Origin of the sequence: Achromobacter sp. ACM04 (assembly GCF_014851465.1) — a bacterium.
Lineage (GTDB): Bacteria > Pseudomonadota > Gammaproteobacteria > Burkholderiales > Burkholderiaceae_B > Achromobacter > Achromobacter aegrifaciens.
The window spans coordinates 34,917-57,954 of sequence record NZ_JACUZS010000006.1 but is presented as its reverse complement, the minus strand read 5'-3'; the positions used below and the strand labels follow the sequence as shown (position 1 = coordinate 57,954).

Genomic DNA, 23,038 nt, shown 5'->3' with positions numbered 1-23,038 from the left:
TCTTGTGGCCTGTCACGATAGCGACAAGAACTCCGGCGTGCCATGCGGGAACCGACGATCAGCTATGCACGGTCTGAACAGCTGTCTGCCTGGCCTTGGCCCAGCGCGCCTCGCGCATCTGCGCGGCCTGCTGCAATCGGACGAAGTGCTCTCCCAGCACCGCGACCAGGCAGCGCTCTACCGCAAGGCTGGCGCGGTTGATGCGGTGCTTGGCGCCGGTGGCGCAGAAGGTGTGCAAGGTGAGCGCCGGTTCGACGATGCGGGAAATCGCCAGGTCGCCTTCGTCCAGGTAGTCCTCGATGCGATGCACCTGGGTAATGGCATGGCGGCCGCAGCGGCGCACCACCTCGCGGATCATCGCGCCGGAGTTGATCTCCAGTTCCGCGCGCAACTCCAGCTGCATGTCGCGGGTGCGTTCACGCACCACGGCCTCCACGGGGTTGGGCGAAGGCGGCATCACGATGGACAAGCCGTTCAATGCGGCCAGCGGCACGGTGGGGTCGCGCAACAGCGGCGAATCGCGCCGGCCCAGCAGCACCAGGTCGGACGAAAACAGGCGCTGTGCCTGGGCGGGCGGCTCGGGCTGGCAGCTGTTGAAGACGCCGATATCGAGCTTGCCCGCCGCCAGCCTGTCCATCACGTCGCGGCTGTAGCTTTCGTGTATGACCAGATGGATCCTGGGAAACTGGGACGTTATGCGATTCACCAGCATCGACACCGGGCCTTCGGCGGCCCAGCGCGGCAAGGCGATCTCCACCGTGCCGGACGGCTGCTCATTGGTGGAGGAAGCCAGCTCCAGGAAGCCGGTGGCGCCATCCAGCAGGCCCTGCGCCACGGGCAGCAGCGCCACGCCCAACTCGGTCAGCAGCACGCCGCGGCCAGTGCGGTTGAACAGGCGGCCGCCCAACTGTTCTTCCAGTTCCAATACCCGCCGGCTCAGCATGGACTGCGAGCATCCCCGCAGCACCGCCGCCTGCGAAAAACTGCCTGACTCCGCAGTCGCGACGAAAGCGGACACGTTCTCGATCTTCAGCTCATCGGCTGCGCGGGCCACCAGTTTCACTTTCTGTCTCCTGCCGGGATGGGACAGCCTGCATTGGTTTTTTTTGATCATATCAGGGCGTATCGCGCCCATGCGGCCTGGCGCGGCGCCGCGTCAAAGGTGCTGCGTTGCGGCAAGCGCGCGCCGACCGGCTGCTTCATCCATGCCGGATCGGGATCAACCCGCAGCAGCTCCGGGAGCGTTCTTGCTGCCACGCAGCACGGACCGAATCACGGCGAATCGACCTGAGCGTTGCCGATCCTGCATACCTGCCATCCGCTGCGCGTGCTTACCCCGCTCGCCCTCCATGCCTACAGTTGGCCCATCCCGATTCCGGGTGTACGGATCAACCTGCCAAGGAGATGAAATGGCTGGAGTACTTGAAGGGAAAGTCGTTCTGGTCACCGGCGCCGGCCGCGGCGTCGGCCGCGAAATCGCCCTGCTGGCGGCGCGCGAGGGCGCAGCCGTGGTGGTCAACGATCTGGGCGGCAGTCCGAACGGCGAAGGCGCAGGCACGCTGGACCCGGCATCCGAGGTGGTCGCGGAAATCCGCCAGGCAGGCGGGCGCGCCGTCGCCAACGGCGACAGCGTCTCCGACCCGGATGCGGCGGCGCGCATGGTACAGACCGCCGTCGATAACTTCGGACGGCTGGACGGCGTGGTCAATAACGCCGGCATCCTGCGCGACCGGATGTTCCACAAGATGAGCAACGTGGACTGGCAGCAGGTCATCGACGTGCATCTGCAAGGCGCCTACAACGTCAGCCGCGCCGCCGCCGCGATGTTCCGCGAGCAGCAGTCCGGCGCCTACGTGCACATGACCTCGGCAGCCGGCCTGGTGGGCAACATCGGCCAGGCCAATTATTCGGCGGCCAAGCTGGGCATCGTCGGGATATCGCGCTCCATCGCGCTGGAAATGGAACGTTGCAACGTACGCTCGAACTGCGTGTCGCCTTGGGCCTGGAGCCGCCTCATCGGCACCCTGCCCGACGAAACCGAGGAGCAGAAGCGCCGGTTGGAACGCTTCAAGCAGATGACCGCCGACAAGATCGCCCCCATGGTCGTGTACCTGCTGTCAGACCTGGCCGCCGGCGTGAGCGGGCAGATCTTCGGCGTGCGCAAGAACGAAATCATGCTGTTCAGCCAGCCGCGGCCGGTACGCAGCGTGCATCGCTCGGAAGGCTGGACCGTCGAAGCCATCGCCGAGCATGCAATCCCTGCGATGCAGCCCAGTCTGGTGCCGCTGGAAAGCGCGCGCGAGGCTTTCGCCTGGACTCCGGTATGAGGCCCGCCATGAGACTCGACCCCGACAAACTGATGCGGCGCCACTTCGAACCGGTGGAGCAGACCTACACCGCCAAGGACTCCATCCTGTACGCGCTGGGACTGGGCTTGGGCCGCGACCCGCTGGATGCGCGCGAACTGCCCTTCGTCTACGAAGAGCGGCAATTGGCGGTGCCAACCCAGGCCGCGGTGCTAGGCTACCCCGGCTTCTGGATGAAGGAACCCGACACCGGCATAGACTGGCGCCGAGTTCTGCACGCCAGCCAGTCGGTGCAGCTGCATCGTCCGCTGGCGCCGGCCGGCACCGTCATCGGACGTACGCGGATCAAGGACATCCTCGACAAGGGGCCGGACGTCGGTGCGCTTTTCTTCGTGGAACGCACGCTGGAAACGCGCGACGGCGCCCTGCTTGCCACCGTGGAACAGGCAGTGATGGCGCGCGGCAACGGCGGCTTCGGCGGCGCCAGCGGCCCGTCACCGGCGCCCGCCAAGCTGCCGGAAAGCACGCCCGAACACGTCTGCGACCTGCCCACACTGACATCCCAGGCCCTACTCTACCGCCTGTCCGGCGACCTGAATCCGCTGCATGCGGACCCCGAGGTCGCGCGCGCGGGCGGTTTCGAGCGGCCCATCCTGCATGGCCTCTGCTCCTACGGCATCGCCTGCCACGGGCTGCTGCGCATGCTGTGCGACTACGAGCCGGCCAGACTCAAGCGCATCGACGTGCGCTTCAGCGCGCCGGTCTATCCCGGCGAGACCATCCGCGTCGAGGCCTGGGGCGCCAGCGGCGAAGTCCGCTTCCGCGCCACGGCGCTGGAACGCCAGAAAGTGGTGCTGAACAACGGTCTGGCCATCATCGACGCGGCGCACGGAGCAGGCGCATGAGAGGCATACTTTCCTTCGGCGCCTACATTCCGCGCCTGCGCCTGCAGCGCGAGGCGATCGTGCGCAGCCATTCCTGGTACGACGCCTCGCTGGCGGCACATCGCGCCGGCGAGCGTTCCATGTGCGGTTACGACGAGGATGCCATCACCATGGCAGTGGAAGCCGCGCGCGACTGCCTGCAGGGGTTCGATAGCCCCGCCGTGAACGACCTGCTGCTGGCCTCGACCTCGTTGCCCTACGCCAGCCGGTTGAACGCCAGCATCGTGGCGCAGGCCTTGAATCTGGCCGAGGACATCGGCGCCATCGACGTCGCGTCCTCGCAGCGCGGTGCAACCTCCGCCTTGATGCAGGCGCTGCGCGGGGGCCCTGGACGCAGCGCGCTGGTCGTGGCGAGCGACCGCCGCAAGGCCAAAGTGGCCAGCGCGCAGGAGCTGCTGTACGGCGATGCCGCGGGCGCGGTGCTGGTGGGCGATGGCGAGGCCATCGCCGAACCCCTGGCGCTGGAAAGCCGCAGCATCGACATGGCCGACCACTATCGCGGCGTCGGCGCGGCCACCGACACCTATTGGGAAGAGCGCTGGATACGCGAGGAAGGACACAGCGCGCAGATTCCGCAGGCCATTTCGGCGGCGCTGCGCCAGGCCCGGCTGGCCCCTGGCCAGGTGGATACGCTGTGCGTGGCGCTGCCGCAAAAGGGCGCGGCGCAGCGGATCGCCAAGCTCGCCGGCATCCCCCCCGACCGCGCGCATGACACGCTGGCGGCCACGGTAGGCAACGCTGGCTGCGCCCATCCGCTGCTGATGCTGGCACATGCTCTGGGTGCGGCCACCCCGGGGCAAGTGCTGGTGTTGGTCGCATTCGGCCAGGGAGTGGACGTGCTGGTCTTGCGCACCACCCCGGCCCTGGCCGCCCTGCCTGGCCGGCTGGGCGCGCAAGGCTGGCTGGCGCGCGGCAAGGCCGAGGACAACTACATGAAGTTCCTGGTTTTCAACGACCAGCTTGCGCTGGAACGCGGCATGCGCGCCGACAACGACAAGCTTACGCCGCTCTCCGTCGAATACCGCAACCGCAAGGCGGTGCACGGCTTCGTCGGCGGGCGTTGCCGCGCTTGCGGCACGGCCCAGTGGCCGCGCGCCGACATCTGCGTCAATCCCGCCTGCGGCGCCAGCGGCACGCAAGAGGACCTGCCGTTCGCCGACACCCCGGCCAGGATCATGAGCTACACGGCGGACCGCCTGGCCTATACCCCCGATCCGCCTGCCTGCTACGGCATGGTTCAGTTCGAAGGCGGAGGCCGCCTGATGATGGACTACGCCGACATGGACGAAGACGAGCTCGCTGTCGGCGTTGCGCTGCGCATGAGCTTTCGGATCAAGGCGTACGACGCCGCGCGCGGCTACACCCGCTATTTCTGGAAGGCGACCGTCGCCAACCCTAAGGAGAACAGGCATGGCAACGGGAATTCGTGACAAGGTGGTGATCCTGGGGATGGGCTGCTCGCACTTTGGCGAGCGCTGGGATCGCAGCGCTGAGAACCTCGCGGTGGAGGCCTTCGGCGAATGCCTGCTGGATGCCGGGATCGGCAAGGAACAGATCCAGGCGGCATGGCTGGGCACCGGCATCGAAACGCAGCACCTGGGCAGCGGCGGCGTACCGCTGGGCGTTGCCCTGAGATTGCCCAACACCCCCGTCTCGCGAGTGGAGAATTTCTGCGCGTCCGGGTCGGAAGCGCTGCGCGGCGCCGCCTATGCGGTGGCCTCCGGCGCCTGCGACTTTGCGCTGGCCTTCGGTGTGGAGAAGCTTAAGGACACCGGCTACGGCGGCCTGCCCCAACGTCCGCGCGGTCCGCTCAACGACATCGTGTGGCCCAACATCAGCGCGCCCGGCTCGTTCGCGCAGTTGGCCAGCGCCTACCGCGCCAAGCATGGCGTCGATGCGCGCGACCTGAAGCGCGCCATCGCCCATATCTCGGTGAAAAGCCACGCCAACGCCGGCCGCAATCCCAAGGCCCATCTCCGCAATCCGATCAGCATGGAGGACGCGATCAACGCGCCGATGATCGCCGAGCCGCTGGGCCTGTACGACTGCTGCGGCGTTTCGGACGGCGCTGCTTGCGCGATATTGACCACGCCTGACATCGCGCGCGGCCTGGGCAAGCGCGACCTGGTGGCAATCAAGGCGCTCCAGCTGGCGGTATCCAGCGGCAGCGAAGCCGGGCACGACAGCTGGGACGGCAGCTACTTCCAGACCACCCGGGTCGCGTCGGCCCGCGCCTATGAAGAGGCCGGCATAGGACGGCCGCGCCAGCAGATCGACCTGCTGGAAGTGCACGACTGCTTTTCCATCACTGAACTGGTGACGATGGAGGACATGCACATCTCGGCTGAAGGGCGCGGCGCCCATGACGTGCTGGACGGATTCTATGACGCGGACGGCACGATTCCCTGCCAGATCGACGGCGGCCTCAAGTGCTTTGGCCATCCCATCGGCGCGACCGGACTGCGCATGGCCTACGAGATGTATCTGCAGATGCTGGGCCGCGCCGGCGCCCGCCAGCGCGCCGACGATCCCGCCCTGGGTGTGATCCACAACCTGGGCGGCTTTCCCTGGCAGAACGTGTGCAGCGTCTCCGTGCTGGGCAAGTACGGCGCCTGACCGGCGCACATCGGACAAGAAAGGAGAAACAACGTGTTGATGGACGAATACCAATCCCCCTGGCGCACGCCAGAGATCGAACAGTTCCAGCAAACTGCCCGCCGCTACTGGAGCGCCGAACTGCTACCGCGCCTGCCGGCCTGGGAGGCGCAGGGCTACGTCGATCGCGAGGTCTGGAATCAGCTCGGCGCGATGGGCTTCCTGCTGGCTGATCTTCCTTCGGAGCATGGCGGTGGCGACGGCGATTACGCCCATCTGGCGGCGCTGGTCGAAGTCAGCGCGGAATGCGGCTTCGGCCCTGGTTTCGGCCCGCACTACATCGTCGGCCACTACCTGCACCACTACGGCAACGAGGAGCAGAAGCGGCGCTGGCTGCCGGGCATGGCCAGCGGCGACATCATCGCGTCCATCGGCATGACCGAACCCGGCGCCGGCTCTGACCTGCAAGGCATCAAGACCCGCGCGCGGCGCGATGGCGACAGCTATGTGGTCAATGGCTCCAAGACCTTCAACACCAACGGCCATCATGCGGACCTGGTGATGCTGGCCGTAAAGACCGACGCCACCCTGGGCGCCAAGGGCGTGTCGCTGCTGATGGTGGAAACCGGCGGGCTGGCGGGGTTTCGCCGCGGCGAGCCGTTGGACAAGATCGGACTCAAGGCGCAGGATACCGTGGAACTCTTCTTCGATGAGGCCAGGGTTCCCGCCGCCAACCTGCTGGGCGCCGGGGAAGGCCAGGGATTCGCCCAGATGATGGCGCAGCTGCCCTATGAGCGCCTGCTGATCGGCATACGCGCCGTCGCCAGCATCGAACGGGCCTTGCGCCTGACGCTGGAACACGTGCATCAGCGCCAGGCCTTCGGCCAGCCCCTGTTCAAGCTGCAAAACACCCGTTTCGAGTTCGCCGAGATGAAGACGGAGGCCGCGCTGGCGCGGGTTTTCATCGATCAGTGCATCGCCTGGCAGCAACAAGGGAGACTGGACGCCGCTACCGCCGCCATGGCGAAATGGTGGGGCACGCAGAAGGAGTGCGAGACGGTCGACCGCTGCCTGCAGCTCTTCGGCGGCTATGGATTCATGCGTGAATACCCCATCGCGCGCATGTACGTGGATTCTCGCGGCCAGAAAATCTATGGCGGGGCCAATGAGGTGATGAAGGAGATCATCGCCCGCCAACTGGCGCCGCGATGATGACAGGACGCGACGCCAAGACAGGCCCCCTGGCCGGGCTGAAGGTGCTGGACATCGCCACCGTCCTCGCTGGCCCCTTCGCCGCCACGCTGCTCGCCGACTACGGCGCCGACGTGCTCAAGCTGGAACTGCCGCGCAAGGGCGACGGCATGCGCGCCTTTCCGCCGTTCAAGGACGGCAGAAGCATATGGTGGAAGACCGCCCAGCGCGGCAAGCGCTTTGCCACGCTGGACTTGCGCACGCCGGAAGGCGCCGACATTTTCAAGCAGCTTGTGCCGCAGTTCGACGTGCTGATCGAGAACTTCCGGCCCGGCACGCTCGACCGCTGGGGCCTGACCAAGGAAGTGCTGTGGTCGCTGAAGCCCAACCTGGTGATCCTGCGCGTCACGGGCTTCGGCCAGTCCGGCCCTTACTCGGAGCGGCCCGGTTTCGCACGGATCTTCGAGGCCATGGGCGGGCTGACCACCGTCACCGGGCATGCCGAGGACGAGCCCATGCACGCCGGCGTGCCGCTCGGCGACTCGATAGGTGGACTGTTCGGCGCCATCGGCATCCTCACGGCTCTATGGCCCCGCGCCCGCGACCCTGCCCGGCCCGGCGAAGAGATCGACCTTGCGCTGACGGAGTGCATCACCCGGCTGCTGGACTTCATGCCCGGGGTCTACCAGCAGCTTGGTACCGTGCCCGCCCGGAACGGCAACCGCAGCCCCTACTCCGCACCTTCCGCGGTTTACCGGACGCGAGACAACCATTGGGTATCCATGGCCGGCTCGATCGACTCCATGTTCGCCAACAACTGCCAGGCCATCGGCCGGCCGGACCTGGCGCTGGATCCCCGCTACGCCAACAACGCCAGCCGGGTCCTGCATGAACAGGAGTTGAACCGCGTCTTCATCGATTGGTGCGCCGGACACGATCTGGACCAGGTGCTCGCGGCCTTCGAACAGGCCAACGGCACGCTGGCGCCGATCTACACCATCGAACAGGTGGTCAAGGATCCCCACGTGGTGGCGCGGCGTTCCATCGTTGACGTCCCGGACCGCGACTTCGGCATGCTGCAGATGCCCAACGTCGTGCCGCGCTTCGCCCGCGATCCGACGGAGCCCAGCCATGCTGGCGCCGAACTGGGGCAAGACAATGAAACGGTCTATGGCGAGCTGCTGGGATTGCCGCCAGACAGCATCGCCCGGCTGCGCGCGGCCGGCGTGATTTGAGCGCTCGATATGCACAAGGGAGACCAGCAATGCACCATGCCATCCGCTTGATCGCGTTCATGGCCGTCGCGATCGCGGCGCTCAACCCCGAGGCCGCCTGCGCCGCCGACCCCTACCCAGACCAGCCGGTGCGGTTGATCGTGCCCTACCCCGCGGGCGGCGCCGTCGATGGCGCCGCCCGCATCCTGGCCGAGCGCTTGAGCGTCCTGTGGAATCAGGCCGTGATCGTCGAGAACCGCCCCGGCGCCTCCGGCCGCATCGGCCTGGCCCTGGCGGCCAAGAGTCCGCCCGGCAACACCCTGGTCGCGGCGACCAATTCGACCCTCAACGAACAGCTAAGCCGCGGCCAGGATGGCGCTGCGCCGGCGGCAGCGGACCTGGTGCCCGTGTCCACCCTTTTCACCACACCGGTCGCGCTACTGGTCAACCGGCAAGCGGTTCCGGCGGATAGCCTCGCACAGTATGTCGAGCTGGCTCGCACCAAGCCCGGTGCCGTGAGCTTCGGCTCCAGCGGCGAAGGCACGAGCACGCATTTCTTCGGCGAACTGCTCAAGCGCGAAATGGACATCGACATCACCCACATACCCTTTGCGGGAGAAGGCCCCAATCTGAGCGGCCTGCTAGGGGGACACGTAGGCAGCGCCTTCCTGAGCGCATCCGGCGCCACCAAGGCGGCCCAGACGGGCAAGACCCGCGTGCTGGCCGTCACCACGCCGGCGGGTTCGCCCCTGCTGCCCGGCGTGCCCAGCTTCGACCAGTTGGGCATCGCCGGCCTGAACCGGGATACCTGGGTTGGGCTCTACGCGCCGCCCGGCACCCCTCAGGCCGTGGCCGACCGCATCACGACAGATGTGGCAACCGTGCTTTCAACGAGCGACGTGCGCGAGCGCTATGCGCAACTGGGACTGATCGCTGAAGGCGGCACGTCAAGGGATCTCGCCGCAAGGATGGAGGACGATCGCCAATATTGGACGCGGGTCGTGCAACAGACGGGGATCACCCTGAGATAGGCTAGCCAGCCGCCCCTTCTTGCATCAGCCGCTTGCGCCAGGGGTGCGGGCCGAGAATGGCCAGGAGCGGCCCGCCGGCCCCTGAGCTGCCGGACACGCCGAGCTAGGCCGCCGTCTTGCCCTCCTCCTGCAGCTGCCGCCACAGGATCTTGCCCGTGCTGGACTTAGGTAAAACCTCCACGAACTCCACGATGCGCGGCGCCTTGTAGGCAGCCATGCGCGTCCGCGCCCAGGCAATCACCTCTTCTTCGCGCACACTGCCGCGCGCCTCGTCGCGCAACACCAGCAGAGCCTTCACCGTTTCGCCGCGGCAGGCATCCGGCACTCCGATCACGCAGGCCTCGTGGACTGCCGGATGCTCGTACAGCGCGTTCTCGACCTCCGCCGGCCAGACCTTGTAGCCGGATGCGTTGATCATGCGCTTCAGGCGATCGGTCACGTAGAAATAGCCGTCTTCGTCCACGCGGCCCAAATCGCCGGTGCGGAAATAGCGCTGCCCGTCCAGCATGAAAAAGGCTTCCTCATCGGCCTGCGGATTGTTCCAGTACCCCAGCATGACCTGCGCGCCGCGCGTGACGAGTTCGCCGGTGTCGCCCTGGGACAGTTCAACCAGCGTGGCCGGATCCACGATCCGCGTGTCCACGCCGAAAGTGGGGACGCCTATGCATTGGCGCTTGTTGCGGTCCAGCGGATTGCAGTGCAGGAACGAAGCGGTTTCCGTCAGCCCATAGGCCTCGTTGTAGGTGATGCCGTAGCGGCTGGCCAACATGGCAGCGACCGCCTCGGGCATGGGGGCTCCGCCGCCGCATAGCTGCGCCAGGCTGGACAGGTCCAGCTTTTCGATGCCGGGTTGCGCGAAGAAATCCACGACCATCGCGGGCGGCGCGGCCCAGACGCTGACGCGATGACGCGCCATCAGCCTCCCGGCCACTTCGCGGTCCCAGCGCGGCAGTACCACCACCGTGGCGCCCAGCAGGATTGGCGTATTCATGCAGCTCTGCATGCCCAGCAGATGGAACATCGGCGCCACGCCCATGATGACCGCTTCGGAGGTGAGGCCGCGCCATAGCTGCGAACCGGCCAGGGATGCATTCATGGTGCCGTGGGTATGGCGGCAGCCCTTGGGCCGGCCAGTGGTGCCCGAGGTATAAGGCAGCAGGCAGAGGTCCTTCGACCCGGCCCGGTGCGGCAACGGCTGTACGTTGACCGCCAGCGCGCCGTACCAGGGCACGCCGCCGCGCACATCGGGTGCGCGCCTGGGCGCGGCGACCCATTCGGGCGCATCAGGAGCCGGTCCCTGCAAATAATCCGAATAGGTGTGGACGATGACACGCTCCAGGCGTCCGTCAGCGGCGAAGCCGTCCAGCCGCGCGCACAGTTCCTGGGCCGCGAAGGCCACGCGGGCACCGCTGTCCGCCAGGTAATGCGCCAACTCGTCCGGCGTGCTCATGGCATTGACCGGCACCACCACCGCCTCGGCGCGCAGGATCGCGTAGTACGCGATGACAAACTGCGGACAGTTCTGGCTCAGCAACAGGACGCGGTCGCCTGCCTTCACGCCCGCGCTGTGCTGCAGGTAGCCGGCCATGGCGTCGACCTCGCGCTTGAGCCGCGCGTAGTCCAGCACGGTGTCGTAGAACACGATGGCGGCCTTGCCCGGATAGCGCGTGGCGGACGCCTCCAGGTTGAAGTACAGGCTGGACTGCGGCGGGCTGATCTCCTTCGGCAGCCCCTTGGGCCAGTACCGATAATGCGCTTGGTGCATCTTGTCTCCTCATCGTTGTTCTGACTGTCCGCCATGCGCCTCAGGCGGTCATGGCGCGCGCGATGATTTCCTTCATGATCTCGTTGGAGCCGCCGTAGATCTTGCCGACCCGCGCATCCGCGTACAGCCTGGCTATCGGGTATTCAAGCATGTAGCCGTAGCCGCCGTGCAATTGCAGGCATTCGTCGATCACCTGGCAGTTCATCTGCGTGGTCCACCACTTGGCCATGGCCGCCGTGGACAGGTCCAGCGTGCCCGCCAGCTGGCGCTCGATGCAATCGTCGACGAAACGCGCCGCAATGGTGGCGACTGTCTCGCACTCGGCCAGCTTGAAGCGCGTGTTCTGGAGTTCGATGAGCGCCTGGCCGAAGACCTGCCGGGAGCTCGCGTAGGCCAGGGTTTCCTCGATGGCGCGACGCATGGTGGCCACGGCGCCCACCGCGATCAGCAGCCGTTCGCGCGGCAGCTGCTGCATGAGCTGGGCGAAGCCGCGGCCCTCGACGCCACCCAGCAGGCAGTCCTCGCCCACGCGCGCGCCATCGAAGAACAGCTCCGCCGTGTCCTGGCTTTTCTGACCCAGCTTCTCCAGCAACCGCCCGCGCCTGAAGCCCGGCAGGTCCTGCGTTTCCACCATGATCAGCGACACGCCCCTGGCCTCCGCCTGGGGATCGGTCTTGGCGACCACGCAGACCAGGTCCGCGTGCAAGCCGTTGGTGATGAAGGTCTTGGAGCCATTGAGGACATACTGCTCGCCCTGCTTGACGGCGGTGGTGCGCACGCTCTTCAGGTCGGACCCGGCTCCCGGCTCACTCATGGCGATGGCGCCCACCAGTTCGCCCGTGGCCATGCGTGGCAGCCACCGCCGCTTCTGCTCTTCCGTGCCGTAGTTCAGTATGTAATGCGCCAGGATGGCGCTGTGCACGTTGTTGCTGAAGCCGTGCACCATGGCGCGCGCCTGCTCCGCCGCCACGATGGCCTCGTGCGCGAAGTTGCCTCCGCCCCCGCCATAGGCCTCGGGCATGCTCACGCACAGCAGGCCCAGCCGGCCCGCCTTGTTCCAGACCTCGCGGTCCGCGTGCTGCTGCTTGCGCCAGCGCTCTTCGTCGGGCACGAACTCCTTTTCGAAGAGGCGGCGCGTCGAATCCTGGAACAGCGTCAGGTCCGCATCCATCCAGCCTTGCCGTGGCGTGTCCATAGCGCTCCCCCCTTTTCAAGGACGGCCGCCGCCGACGACCAGGACCTGGCCGCTGACGTAGTTGGACTCGGGCAGGCAGAAAAGGTACACCGCACCTGCGGCTTCCGCCGGCGTGCCGGCGCGGCCGATGGGGATCAGGCTTTCGGCGTTCTTCAGCACTTGCGGATTGACGCCCACCTTGATCTGCCGGCCTTCGATATCCAGCGTGGCATCACCGTCGGCCGGCGCTTCGGTCAGGCGCGTCTTGATCAGCCCGAAGGCCACGCTGTTGACGTTTACCTTGTAGCGACCCCATTCCTTGGCCAATGCGCGCGTCAGCCCGTTGATGCCGGCCTTGGCGGCCGAGTAGTTGGCCTGGCCGGCATTGCCCATGACTCCGGAAGTCGACGAGATGTTCACGACCTTGCGGAACACTTCCCTGCCCTGTTCCGCTTCGGCCTTGGCCGCGACCCGGATGAAGCTGGAGGCCGCCCGCAGGATGCGGAACGGCGCGGACAGGTGCACCGCCAGGATCGCGTCCCATTGTTCGTCCGTCATCTTCTGGATCACGTTGTCCCAGGTGTAGCCGGCATTGTTGACGATGATGTCCAGGCCGCCATAGGTGTCCACGGCGGTGCCGACGAAACGTTCGGCAAAGCCCGCTTCGATCACGCTGCCCGCGCAGGCCTGCGCCTGGCCGCCCGCCTTGCGGATCAGCGCCACGGTTTCTTCCGCAGGCCCCGCGTCCAGATCGTTCACCACCACGTTGGCGCCTTCGCGCGCCAGCTTCAGCGCAATCTCCTGCCCGATGCCGCGTCCCGCGCCCGAAACCAGCGCGACCTTGCCTTCCAATGTACCCATCGTTCTCTCCTTTCCTGGGCTACTGAATTGCCAGCACTGCCACACCGCTCAGGCGCAGTTCGCCGGTCTGGCTGCGCGCATGCAGCTCCACCCGCAAGCGGGTTTCTCCCTGCGCTTCAAAGCGTTCCACCACGCTGCCGGAACAGCGGACCTCGTCACCCACGTGCGTGATCGCCACGAAGCGCACGGCGTACTCGCGCAACGCCGATTGCGGCGCCCAGTTCGTCAGCAGCCGGGCCAGATAGGCAGCCGACAACATGCCGTGGGCGAAGACGTCGTCCATGCCGGCGGCTCGCGCGAAATCCAGATCCACGTGTATGGGGTTGTGGTCGCCCGAGGCACCGCAATACAGCGCCAGCCCCAATCGGCTGATCGGCCCCGCGGTAAAACCGGGCAGCTCGTCGCCGGCCCTGGCGTCATGATTCATGGCCGCAGTCATTCCTGTCTCCTAGGCGTTACGCACGACGGTCGTCGCGCGCAGTTCGGCGACCAGGCGCCCCGCGGCGTCGGTCACCCGGGTTTCGCGCACGACGAACTCCAGCGCGCCGCCCTTCTTGGCGTAGATGTCGGCGATGCGCGGTTCAAAGCGCAATTCGTCGCCGGCATGCGCCATGGCGTGGTAGACGAACCCCTGTTCGCCGTGCAGCACCCGCGCTATGTCTATGCCCAGCAGTTCACGCATGGCTGCGGGCCGGGGGCTGTCCATTTCCAGGCAGAAGAAGAAGGTCGGCGGCACCGGCAGTCCCGGGTAGCCGGCCGCTCGCGCGGCGGCTTCGTCGGTGTAGACCGGGTCGTCCTGGCCGGTGGCCTTCGCGAAGAAGCGCAGGCGGCCTGCCTCCACGGTCGCGTTGAACGCCGGCAAGGCGGCGCCGATATGGCTGGTATCGAGCATTGCGTTCTCCTCAGGCCGCCTGGTACAGCGTCACCACGCAGGCGCCGCCCAATCCCAGGTTGTGCTGCAGCGCCAGCCTGGCGCCTTCGACCTGGCGCAAGTCCGCCTGGCCTCGCAGTTGCCACACCAGCTCGGTGCACTGCGCCAAGCCGGTTGCGCCCAGCGGATGGCCCTTGGACAGCAAGCCGCCTGATGGATTGGTCACGACCTTGCCGCCGTAGGTGTTGTCGCCTTCCAGGATGAACTTCTCGGCGCTGCCCTCGGGCGTCAGGCGCAGGCCTTCGTAGGTGATCAGCTCGTTGGCGGTGAAGCAGTCGTGCAGCTCGACCACGTCCACGTCGTCAGGGCCGATACCGGCGGCCTCATAGACTTGGTCGGCTGCGGCCCGCGTCATGTCAAAGCCCACCACTTTGCGCATGTCGCCGGCGCCGAAGGTGGACGGCGTGTCCGTCGTCATGGCCTGCGCGGCAATGCTGACGGCGGGCGCCAGGCCGTGGCGGCGCGCGAACTCGTCCGAACACAGGATGGCGGCCGCCGCGCCGCAGGTCGGCGGGCAGCATTGCAGGCGCGTCAGCGGATCGAAGATCATGGGCGCGGACAGCACCTCGTCCAGCGTGACCGGCTGGCGGAACACGGCGTAAGGATTGCGCGCGGCATGCTGGCGCGCCTTGACCGCGATGCGGGCGAAGACGTCGGCGCCGATGCCGTGCTCCTTCATGTAGTCGCGGCCCGCGCCGCCGAAGAACTGGGCGGCGCGCGGCTTGGCCGTGTCATAGCCCTGCATTTCGCTCATCGCCAGGACGAAGTCCTGCAGTGGCGACGGGCGGTCCTCGTACACGCCTTTCAGCGCGCCAGGCACCATCTGTTCGAAGCCCACCGCCAGGGCGCACTCCACCGCCCCGCTTTCCACCGCCTGCCGCGCCAGGAACAGGGCCGACGAACCGCTTGCGCAATTGTTGTTGACGTTGAACACCGGAATACCGCTCAGCCCCACGCCGTAGACCACCGCCTGGCCGGCGGTCGAATCGCCGTAGACATAGCCGGCGTAGGCCTGCTGGACCGCGTCGTATTGCAGCCCCGCGTCCCGCAGGGCCTGGCGCACGGCGCTCGCGCCCATCACGGTATATGCCTCGCTGGCGCCGGGCTTGCTGAAAGGAATCATGCCGACCCCTGCCACCCATACTTTCCGATTCATGTCTGACTCTCCTGATGAGCGGGCGCGGCGACGGCCGCGCGCCTGGATTCATGGTCTTGTCTCAGCACGGACTTCAGCACCTTGCCGGCGGCCGACATGGGCAATTCGCTGAGGAACTCGTAGGTCTTGGGACATTTGTAGGCGGCAAGCTGCAGGCGGCAATGCCTGTCCAGGGCGTCGGCGTCGGCGGCCATGCCTGGATGCGGCACGATTACCGCGTGCACAGCCTCGCCCCAGCGCGCGTGCGCCACGCCGATGACCGCGCAGCGCGCCACCAGCGCGTGGCGGGCCAGCACGCCTTCCACTTCAGCGCCGTAAACGTTTTCGCCGCCACTGACGATCATGTCCTTGAGGCGGTCGACGATGTACAGGTATCCATCCTCGTCCTGGCGGGCTGCGTCGCCCGTCAGCAACCAGTCCCCGTCGAACGCGCGACGCGTTTCTTCAGGCCGGTTCCAGTAACCCTGCATCACCATGGGCCCGCGCACCGACAGCTCGCCAACGGCGCCGGGCGCCGCCTCGCTGCCATCGGGCGCGAGAATGCGCGTCTCCACGCCTACCGCAGGCCGTCCCGCCGATTCGGTGCGCGCGCCGCCCTGGCGCACGTCCGCATTGATAGCGACGGTGGCGGCGGTTTCGGTCATGCCGTAGGCATGCACGAACTCTGCTTGCGGAAAGGCCGCCAGCGCCCGGTCAAGCAACGCCCGGGAAATCGGCGAGGCGCCCCAGATCACGCGCCGCACGCCGTCCAGCCGGTACTGCGCGAATCCGGGTTCGTCCAGCAGCATCTGGATCATGCTGGGCACCAGCAGCACTTCGGTTACGCCGTCGTCCTGCAGGGCCTGCAACACCGCGCGGGGCTGGAAGCCGCGCTGGACCGCCACCGATGCGCCCGCGACAAACTGTCCGATCAATCGACCCAATCCGGCAACATGGAATAGCGGCGCGACCAGCAGGGTGCGGCTGTCGGGCGGCGTGGGGACCGTAGCCATCCTGGCCACCGCAGCGCTCCAGAGGTTCGCGTGCGTCAGCACGGCGCCCTTGGGCGCGCCGGTCGTGCCGCCGGTAAAGAGGATCGCGGCCAGCGCGTCGCCACCCGCACGGACATCGTCCAGCGGCGCGGCCGCGGCGGCGTGCGCTTCCAGCACGTCGGCGGACAGCGGCTGCGTGCTGGCAGGAACGTCCACATCGGCCATGCGCGGGGCCATGGTCTCGTCCACCAACAGCAGGCGCGGACCGCAGTCGGCCAGTGCCTGCGCAAGCTCCGGGCAGCTCCAGCGCGTGTTCAAAGGCAGCACGGCCGCCCCCAGCCACCAGCACGCCAGGATCCACGACACATAGTCCGCGCCGTTGGCGCCCCAGAACGCTACGCGATCTCCCGGCAGCACGCCATGGCCGCGCAGCACGGCGGCCTTGCGCGCGGTCCAATCGATCAGCGCCGCGTAGGTCCAGCGCCGTGCGTCTTCGCACAGCGCGATCTTGCCGGGGTGCAGCCGGCCTGCACGATGCAGGCCTTGTGTCAGATACATGGTGCTCGTCTCCTGCGGCGCCGTGCTCCTTGCGCGGAACAGCGTGCGTTCGTCCTCGAGCCCCTAGCTTCCTCCCTGGGGCCGGATCGCGGCAATGGCCGCAGGCGTCAAACCGATAGGCGAAAAGTGTCAGCGGCTTGCCGGCCTTCGGGGCCGCAGACCAGGCGGTTGCGGCGGTATTCTCCCGGCGACACGCCGGTCCATTTCTTGAAGGCGCGGTGGAAGGTGCTGGGTTCGGAAAAGCCCAGACGCTCGGCGATGTCCATCAGGGATAGATCGTGGCGGCCCAGGTATTCGACTGCGGCATCGCGCCGCAAGTCATCCTTCAGGGCCTGGAAGCCCTGCCCCTCTTCACGCAAGTGCCGCCGCAGCGTCTGCGGCGTCATCGCCAGTTGCGCGCTGACCTGGATCAGCGACGGCAACTCCCTGGACAGATCGTTGCGCAACAGACGGCGGATGCGATCGGTCAGGGTGGTGCGGTCCTGGTACTTCACCAACAGGTCGAACGGCGCATTGGCCAGAAACGGCTTGAGCGTCTGTTCGTTCTGCACCACCGGCAAGGCCAGCCAGCGCGACTCCAGCCACAGGCCCGTCACCGGCTGGCCATAGCGCACTGGCGCGTAGAACAGCCTGTGCGCATCGGCGCTGCGTGCGCCGCTGCTGTAGTCCACGCCCAGGATGGGAATGCGCCGCGCCGCTAGCCAGTTGGCCACGCCCAGCGTGAAGAATAGAAAGGAGCGTTCGCCATACCAGCGCGCACAGCTGCTGGGCGCGCGCGAGTCGAGCACGATGCGCGCCCGCTCGCCACTCACGCACAAGCGGGCGGTGAAATCCCGCAGCACGCCGTGGTAGTAGCGGAACGCCACGCGCAGCGCCTGCCCCACCGTGTCTTCCCGCAGCGCGAGCCGGCAGGCATGGTCGAACGCCCCCATGGGAACCGGATGCTGGCCCATGCCCAGGAAGTCGTCCCGGGTGGCGCGGCGCAGCGTCCGCATGATCTGGGCGAGCTGCGCCTGCGATACCCGCGCCATCGGCGCCTGCAGCAGGGACGGCGGCACGCCGGCGCGCGTCAGGACCCGGTCCACGTCCACGCCCCGGCTGCGCGCGCCTTGCAGGATCTGGGCGATATGTCCCACGGCGATGGTGTGATGGGTCATGAGGATATCCAGCGGCCGGCGTACGCCGATGGATCGATGGTAGCCAAAGCCTGCGCCCACAGGAATGGCCGGCGTGAGCATTCTCGCCAAGCGCAATCAGCGAATCCGCCATTGGTCAGCCGGAAAGCCGCGCCTAGACTGGCCCGAACCCCGAATGGGCATGCCACTTCGTATTTACGGGAGTCCCTCTTTGGATACACCGAACACCGCCCCGCTCGCGGGCGTCAGGATCCTGGATCTGTCGCGGCTGCTGCCCGGCCCGTTGGGCGCGCAATACCTGGCCGACCTGGGTGCCGACGTCATCAAGATCGAGGATACGCAGGCGGGCGATTATGCGCCGCCGCCCCTGCGCGCCATCTGCAACCGCAACAAGCGCGGGTTGCGGCTGGATCTCAAGCATCCCGAGGGACAGGCGGCGCTGGCCGCGCTGGCGCGCGGCGCGGACGTGGTGATCGAGAGTTTCCGTCCAGGCGTGGCCGCGCGGCTGCAGGCCGACTACGCCACCCTGGCGCGCCACAATCCCCGGCTGGTCTACTGCAGCATCACGGGCTACGGACAGGACGGTCCGCAGCGCGACGCCGCCGGCCACGACCTGAACTATGCGGCCTGCGCCGGGGTCGCCGACCAGATGGGCTGCGGGCCCGATCTGCCGGCGCTGTCGAACCTGCCCGTGGCCGACATACTTGGAGGTTCGCTTACGGCGGTAATGGGCATCCTGGCCGCGCTGTACGACGCCCAGCGCAGCGGGCGCGGACGGTACATCGATATCGCCATTGCCGACGGCCTGCTGGCCGGCGCCGTCGTGCCGCTGGCCACGCTCAATGCCCGCGGCGACACGCGGCCGGCGGGCGCGGATACCCTGTCCGGCGGGCTGGCCTGCTATGGCCAGTACCGCGCTGCGGACGGGCGCTATCTGGCGGTCGCCGCGCTGGAGCTGAAATTCTGGCAAACGCTGTGCCGGCGGCTGGATCGCCCCGATCTGGCGCCGCTGCACCGCGACGGCGACGCGGCGCAGCAGGAGCGCGTGCGCCGCGAATTGCAGCAGATCTTCGGATCCCGGCCGCTGGCGCATTGGCTGGAACTGTTTGAAGGCGCCGACTGCTGCGTGTCGCCCGTGCTCAAGCTGGCGGAGGGCCTGACGCATCCGCAGTTCGTCGCCCGCGGCATGCCGCTGCAGACCGAGCATCCGGTCTATGGCCGTAACACCCATGTGGCCAGCCCGGTGAAGATGTCGGGCTTCCAGTTCGCCATACATCGCCAGGCTCCGCTGCCGGGCGAACACACCGATCAGATCCTGCGCGAGGCCGGCTACAGCGAGCCGGACGTCGCCAGCCTGATCGGGCGCGGCATTGCGCTGTAGGCACATACGGCCAGCCCCGCCCGCCACCCAAGCGACCATAACCAGGACGGAGACAATCATGAAAGATCCACATCGCAGCCTTCCCTCGCCCCTGCGCCGCAGCCTGCTCAAGCTGGGTGCGGCCTTGCCCGCCACGCTGGCCTTGCCGCGTCAGGCCAGCGCCTCGGGCTTTCCGGCCCGCCCCGTCACGCTCATCGTGCCGTTTCCGGCGGGCGGCGCGACGGACACCCAGATGCGCGCGCTGGCGACCGCTGCCTCGCGCGAACTGGGCCAGACGGTCGTGATTGCCAACCGGCCGGGCGCAGGCGGCACGCTGGGCCCGGCGGCCATGGCGCAGACCGCCGCACCCGACGGCTATACCGTGTCGGTGGTGGTAGGCACGCTGTTCCGCTACCCCTTTCTGCAGCAGGTCAACTACGACCCGCTCAGGGACTTCACCTACGTCGCCTGCATGACCGCCTACTCGTACGCCATCGTGGTGCGCGAGGACGCACCCTGGCGCACGCTGGACGAAATGATCGCCGACGCGCGCGCGCATCCCGACAAGATCAGCTACGGCGGCACCGGCACCGGCGGCTCGGGGCGCATCGCGATCGAGCGCCTGTCGCGGCTGACGAACACGCGCTTCAATTTCATCCCCTACAAGGGCGCGGCCGAAGAGACCACCGCGCTGCTGGGCGGCCATATCCAGATGATCTCGGATGCAGGCTGGGGGCCGATGATAGACACCGGCAAGGCGCGCTTGCTCGCGGTGTTGGGTGAAACCCGCGCCAAACGCGTGCCCGACGTGCCCACGCTGACGGAACTGGGCTATCCCATCGTCGCGGCCAATCCAGTCGGCATCGCCGGACCGAAGGGCATGGATCCCGAGGTCACGCGCATTTTGCAGCAGGCATTCCACCGCGCGTCCCGCGATCCGGAATACAACCGCGCGCTGGAAACCGCCGACCAGCCGCACATGCTGATGGACAGCGCCGCCTACACCGACTTCGCGGTCCGGCAGGTCGCGGAAGAAAAGAGATTCGTGGCCGAACTGGGCCTGAAGACGTAGCCGCGACCTCAGCCCGCAGGGTTCAGCATGCAGTCGCGCAGGCGCAGCACCGATGCGCAGGACGTGTCGCGATGTGTCACCAGCGACAGGGACAGCGCATCGTGCGCGTCGGCGTCGTTAAGCGGCACGAAGGCCACGTGCGGGGTGGAATACGCGCGCGTCACGCCCGGCACCAGCGCCAGGCCCATGCCGCTGGCGACCAGACTGATCAGCGTCTGCACCTGTATCGCCTCCTGGCTGATGCGCGGCGAGAATCCCGCCTTCAGGCATAGCGCCTGCGCCACGCCGTGCAAACCCGGCACCTTCAGGGGCGAATACAGCACGAAGTTCTCGGCGCGGGCACGCTCCAGGCTGACCGGCCCGCCCGCGGCCAACGGATGCCCTGCCGGCACGGCCAGGATGAGATCGTCGCGCTCCACCACCCAGGAATCCAGCGCTGCGTCTTCCGCCAGCGGACCGCGCACCAGGCCCGCATCGATATCGTTGGCGCGCAGCATTGCGACCAGCCCGACCGTGCTGTCCTCGCGCAGGTCCAGCTGGACGTCCGGATACCGCGCCCGGAAGGCCGGCAGGCAGCGCGGCAGCAGCATGTAGGTGGCAGAACCCACAAACCCCAGCCGCAGCGTGCCCCACTCGCCCAACGCAACGCGGCGGGCCGCCTGGCGCGCCTGGTCGGCGTGGAACAGCGCACGGCGCGCGTCCGCCATCAATGCCTGTCCCGCCGGCGTCGGCGTCACGCCCTTGGGGCCGCGCACCAGCAGCGGCGCGCCCACCGCGTGTTCCAGTTTCTGGATCGAGACCGACAGCGCCGGTTGCGCAATGTGCAGCGTGTCTGCGGCCCGCCGATAGCTGCCCAACTCCGCGATGGTGACGAACTGCCGGAGCTGCCGCAAATCGATAGCCATAACAAATTCCATATCGCCCAATACCTACGCCATATTAGACGCGTATGCCGACGGCCGATAGGATTTCCGCCATGACAGCCACTCCCCTATCCCAAGCCAGCGCATTGGGCGGCGTGCGCATCCTGGACCTGACGTCCGTGGTGTTCGGCCCCTATGCCTCGCAGATACTCGCCGACTACGGCGCCGACGTGATCAAGGTGGAATCGCCTGCGGGCGATTCGACGCGGCATACCGGCCCCGCCCAGGAACCCGGGCTGGCCGCCATCTTCCTGGGCCTGAACCGTAACAAGCGCAGCATCGTGCTGGACCTGAAGCAGGCCGCGGCGCGCCAGGCGCTGTTGACGATGGCGGACCAGGCCGACGTGCTGATGCACAGCATGCGCCCCGCCAAGATGGCCGCGCTGGGACTGGATCCGGACACGCTATGCGCGCGCAACCCGCGCCTGGTCTACGCCGGCCTGTACGGCTTCGGCGCGGGCGGCGCCTACGACGGCCAGCCCGCCTATGACGACATCATCCAGGGGCTGTCGGGCCTGGCCGACCTGGTGGACCGCCAGACCGGCGCACCGCGCTACCTGCCCACCGTGGCCGCCGACAAGACTTGCGGACTGATCGCGGCGCACGCCATCCTGGCCGCGCTGTTCCAGCGCGAGCGCACCGGCGCGGGCCAGCAGCTGGAAGTGCCCATGTTCGAAAGCATGGCGTCCTACGCGCTGGTCGAGCACTACTACGGCAGGCACCTGGTCGACGAGCCCGGCGAGGCCGGTTATCCGCGCGTGCTCACGCCCTGGCGCAAGCCCTGCAAGACCGCCGACGGCCATGTCTGCCTGATGCCCTACACCGACGCCCATTGGCACGACTTCTTCATCGCCGCGGACCGCCACGATCTGGCGCAGGACGCGCGCTTTACCGACATCGCGTCGCGCACGCGGCACATCGAAACGCTCTACGAACTGCAGGCCGGCATCGTGGCCGGGCGCGATACCGCCTACTGGCTGGCGCTGTGCGCGCGCCTGGAAATCCCCGCCGCACCCATCAACCGCCTGCAGGACCTGGAGGCCGACCCGCACCTGCAAAGCGTGGACTTCTTCGCGCCGCTCGACAGCGCCTCCGGCAGCCGCTACCGCTTTCCCCGCAACCCGGTGCGTCTGCAGCATTCCCATGTGCCGCCCGCGATGCCGCCGCGCCTGGGCGAACACACGCTGGACGTGCTGCGCCAGGCCGGCTTGGATGAAGCCCAGATCGCCGGGCTTCTGGAATCGGGCGCAGCCCGCGACGCGCATCCCTCAACCCCGAACAACCGCAAGGACTCCGCATGACCGCAGACCGCAACGCCGACGATATCAAGCAGCTTGGCCAGGGCTATTACTGGCAGGACCTGGCCGTGGGCCAGCGCTTTCAGACCTTCCGCCGCACGGTGACCGAGACCGACATCGTCAACTTCATCAGCGTGACCGGCATGCTGGAGACGATCTTCATCGACGCCACGTATGCCCACGGCGCGATCCAGGGACGCCCCGCCCCCGGCGGCCTGACCTACGGCCTGATCGAGGGGCTGATCATGCAGGGCATGGTGCAAGGCACCGGGCTGGCGCTATTGGAAGTCCACAAGAAAATGCTGGCGCCCGTGGTCGCGGGCGACACCATCTGGGCGGAGATCGAAGTCACGAGCATACGTCCCACCTCGCAGCACAACCGGGCGGTGGTCGCCTCGGTCATCGAAGTACGCAACCAGCACGGCAAGCCGGTAATGGCATACACGGCCACCCGCATGCTGGCCGGCAGGCCCTGAACCATCATCAGGCGATCAAGCGCCCCCCGTAGAGGGCGCTGGCGCCGGGACGCGATCCGCGTCACAAGAACAGCAC

The 23,038-nt window shown here is 67.6% G+C and carries 21 protein-coding genes; 11 read left to right on the top strand and 10 right to left on the bottom strand.

The features are described from left to right. Nucleotides 1-58: 58 nt before the first annotated feature. Nucleotides 59-1,063: a LysR family transcriptional regulator gene (locus IB259_RS28670; RefSeq protein WP_192330789.1), complete on the bottom strand. Its 1,005-nt coding sequence runs from the start codon at nucleotides 1,061-1,063 to the stop codon at nucleotides 59-61. Between the two features lie 346 nt (nucleotides 1,064-1,409). Here IB259_RS28670 and IB259_RS28665 point away from each other — a divergent pair, with 346 nt between their 5' ends. Genes IB259_RS28665 through IB259_RS28635 form a run of 7 tightly spaced genes read left to right on the top strand, consistent with a single transcriptional unit; the run spans nucleotide 1,410 to nucleotide 9,281 of the window. Continuing rightward, the gene (locus IB259_RS28665; RefSeq protein WP_175161832.1) at nucleotides 1,410-2,327 is read left to right on the top strand and encodes an SDR family NAD(P)-dependent oxidoreductase; all 918 of its coding nucleotides are present in this window, start codon (nucleotides 1,410-1,412) and stop codon (nucleotides 2,325-2,327) included. A gap of 8 nt (nucleotides 2,328-2,335) precedes the next feature. Further along, nucleotides 2,336-3,211 (top strand): MaoC family dehydratase, encoded by an 876-nt coding sequence (locus IB259_RS28660; protein WP_192330787.1) that lies wholly within the window; start codon nucleotides 2,336-2,338, stop codon nucleotides 3,209-3,211. Then, complete coding sequence (locus IB259_RS28655) at nucleotides 3,208-4,680, top strand: 3-oxoacyl-[acyl-carrier-protein] synthase III C-terminal domain-containing protein (RefSeq protein ID WP_192330785.1); 1,473 nt, start codon at nucleotides 3,208-3,210, stop codon at nucleotides 4,678-4,680. Before IB259_RS28660 ends, IB259_RS28655 begins: the two co-directional genes overlap by 4 nt. Next, nucleotides 4,661-5,866: an acetyl-CoA acetyltransferase gene (locus IB259_RS28650; RefSeq protein WP_192330783.1), complete on the top strand. Its 1,206-nt coding sequence runs from the start codon at nucleotides 4,661-4,663 to the stop codon at nucleotides 5,864-5,866. The genes IB259_RS28655 and IB259_RS28650 overlap by 20 nt, the downstream gene beginning before the upstream one ends. A 39-nt stretch (nucleotides 5,867-5,905) precedes the next feature. Further along, the gene (locus IB259_RS28645; RefSeq protein ID WP_192330960.1) at nucleotides 5,906-7,057 is read left to right on the top strand and encodes an acyl-CoA dehydrogenase family protein; all 1,152 of its coding nucleotides are present in this window, start codon (nucleotides 5,906-5,908) and stop codon (nucleotides 7,055-7,057) included. Beyond that, a complete protein-coding gene (locus tag IB259_RS28640) occupies nucleotides 7,054-8,271 on the top strand; it encodes a CaiB/BaiF CoA-transferase family protein (RefSeq protein WP_225589080.1) in 1,218 nt (405 codons plus the stop codon). Before IB259_RS28645 ends, IB259_RS28640 begins: the two co-directional genes overlap by 4 nt. Nucleotides 8,272-8,300: 29 nt before the next feature. Further along, entirely contained in the window at nucleotides 8,301-9,281 is a 981-nt protein-coding gene (locus IB259_RS28635; RefSeq protein ID WP_175161824.1) for a tripartite tricarboxylate transporter substrate binding protein, read from the top strand. A gap of 103 nt (nucleotides 9,282-9,384) precedes the next feature. Here IB259_RS28635 and IB259_RS28630 read toward each other — a convergent pair whose 3' ends face one another. From IB259_RS28630 to IB259_RS28595, 8 genes are all read right to left on the bottom strand, one after another. After that, a complete protein-coding gene (locus tag IB259_RS28630) occupies nucleotides 9,385-11,046 on the bottom strand; it encodes a long-chain fatty acid--CoA ligase (RefSeq protein ID WP_192330781.1) in 1,662 nt (553 codons plus the stop codon). Nucleotides 11,047-11,086: 40 nt separating this feature from the next. After that, nucleotides 11,087-12,241, bottom strand: a complete 1,155-nt coding sequence (locus IB259_RS28625; RefSeq protein ID WP_192330779.1) for an acyl-CoA dehydrogenase family protein — start codon at nucleotides 12,239-12,241, stop codon at nucleotides 11,087-11,089. A 15-nt stretch (nucleotides 12,242-12,256) separates the two neighbouring features. Beyond that, a complete protein-coding gene (locus IB259_RS28620) occupies nucleotides 12,257-13,081 on the bottom strand; it encodes an SDR family NAD(P)-dependent oxidoreductase (RefSeq protein WP_054451226.1) in 825 nt (274 codons plus the stop codon). A 19-nt stretch (nucleotides 13,082-13,100) separates the two neighbouring features. Next, entirely contained in the window at nucleotides 13,101-13,520 is a 420-nt protein-coding gene (locus tag IB259_RS28615; protein WP_054451225.1) for a MaoC family dehydratase, read from the bottom strand. Between the two features lie 9 nt (nucleotides 13,521-13,529). Then, on the bottom strand, nucleotides 13,530-13,973 hold the full coding sequence (locus IB259_RS28610; RefSeq protein WP_125471084.1) for a MaoC family dehydratase N-terminal domain-containing protein: 444 nt from the start codon (nucleotides 13,971-13,973) through the stop codon (nucleotides 13,530-13,532). 10 nt (nucleotides 13,974-13,983) lie between these two features. Then, on the bottom strand, nucleotides 13,984-15,168 hold the full coding sequence (locus IB259_RS28605) for a lipid-transfer protein (RefSeq protein WP_054451223.1): 1,185 nt from the start codon (nucleotides 15,166-15,168) through the stop codon (nucleotides 13,984-13,986). Then, entirely contained in the window at nucleotides 15,165-16,697 is a 1,533-nt protein-coding gene (locus tag IB259_RS28600) for a class I adenylate-forming enzyme family protein (RefSeq protein ID WP_192330777.1), read from the bottom strand. The genes IB259_RS28605 and IB259_RS28600 overlap by 4 nt, the downstream gene beginning before the upstream one ends. A 107-nt stretch (nucleotides 16,698-16,804) precedes the next feature. Beyond that, nucleotides 16,805-17,854: an AraC family transcriptional regulator gene (locus IB259_RS28595; protein WP_119451015.1), complete on the bottom strand. Its 1,050-nt coding sequence runs from the start codon at nucleotides 17,852-17,854 to the stop codon at nucleotides 16,805-16,807. A 160-nt stretch (nucleotides 17,855-18,014) separates the two neighbouring features. Here IB259_RS28595 and IB259_RS28590 point away from each other — a divergent pair, with 160 nt between their 5' ends. Then, the gene (locus IB259_RS28590) at nucleotides 18,015-19,214 is read left to right on the top strand and encodes a CaiB/BaiF CoA-transferase family protein (RefSeq protein ID WP_054451348.1); all 1,200 of its coding nucleotides are present in this window, start codon (nucleotides 18,015-18,017) and stop codon (nucleotides 19,212-19,214) included. A 58-nt stretch (nucleotides 19,215-19,272) separates the two neighbouring features. Continuing rightward, nucleotides 19,273-20,265: a tripartite tricarboxylate transporter substrate binding protein gene (locus IB259_RS28585; RefSeq protein ID WP_192330775.1), complete on the top strand. Its 993-nt coding sequence runs from the start codon at nucleotides 19,273-19,275 to the stop codon at nucleotides 20,263-20,265. Nucleotides 20,266-20,273: 8 nt separating this feature from the next. On the opposite strand, the gene IB259_RS28580 is transcribed toward IB259_RS28585, so the two are convergent. Next, a complete protein-coding gene (locus IB259_RS28580) occupies nucleotides 20,274-21,170 on the bottom strand; it encodes a LysR family transcriptional regulator (RefSeq protein WP_225596971.1) in 897 nt (298 codons plus the stop codon). 71 nt (nucleotides 21,171-21,241) lie between these two features. Between IB259_RS28580 and IB259_RS28575 the strand changes: the two genes are divergently transcribed. Then, complete coding sequence (locus tag IB259_RS28575) at nucleotides 21,242-22,489, top strand: CaiB/BaiF CoA-transferase family protein (protein ID WP_082400718.1); 1,248 nt, start codon at nucleotides 21,242-21,244, stop codon at nucleotides 22,487-22,489. Further along, on the top strand, nucleotides 22,486-22,962 hold the full coding sequence (locus IB259_RS28570) for a MaoC family dehydratase (protein ID WP_054451219.1): 477 nt from the start codon (nucleotides 22,486-22,488) through the stop codon (nucleotides 22,960-22,962). Before IB259_RS28575 ends, IB259_RS28570 begins: the two co-directional genes overlap by 4 nt. Nucleotides 22,963-23,038 lie beyond the last annotated feature (76 nt).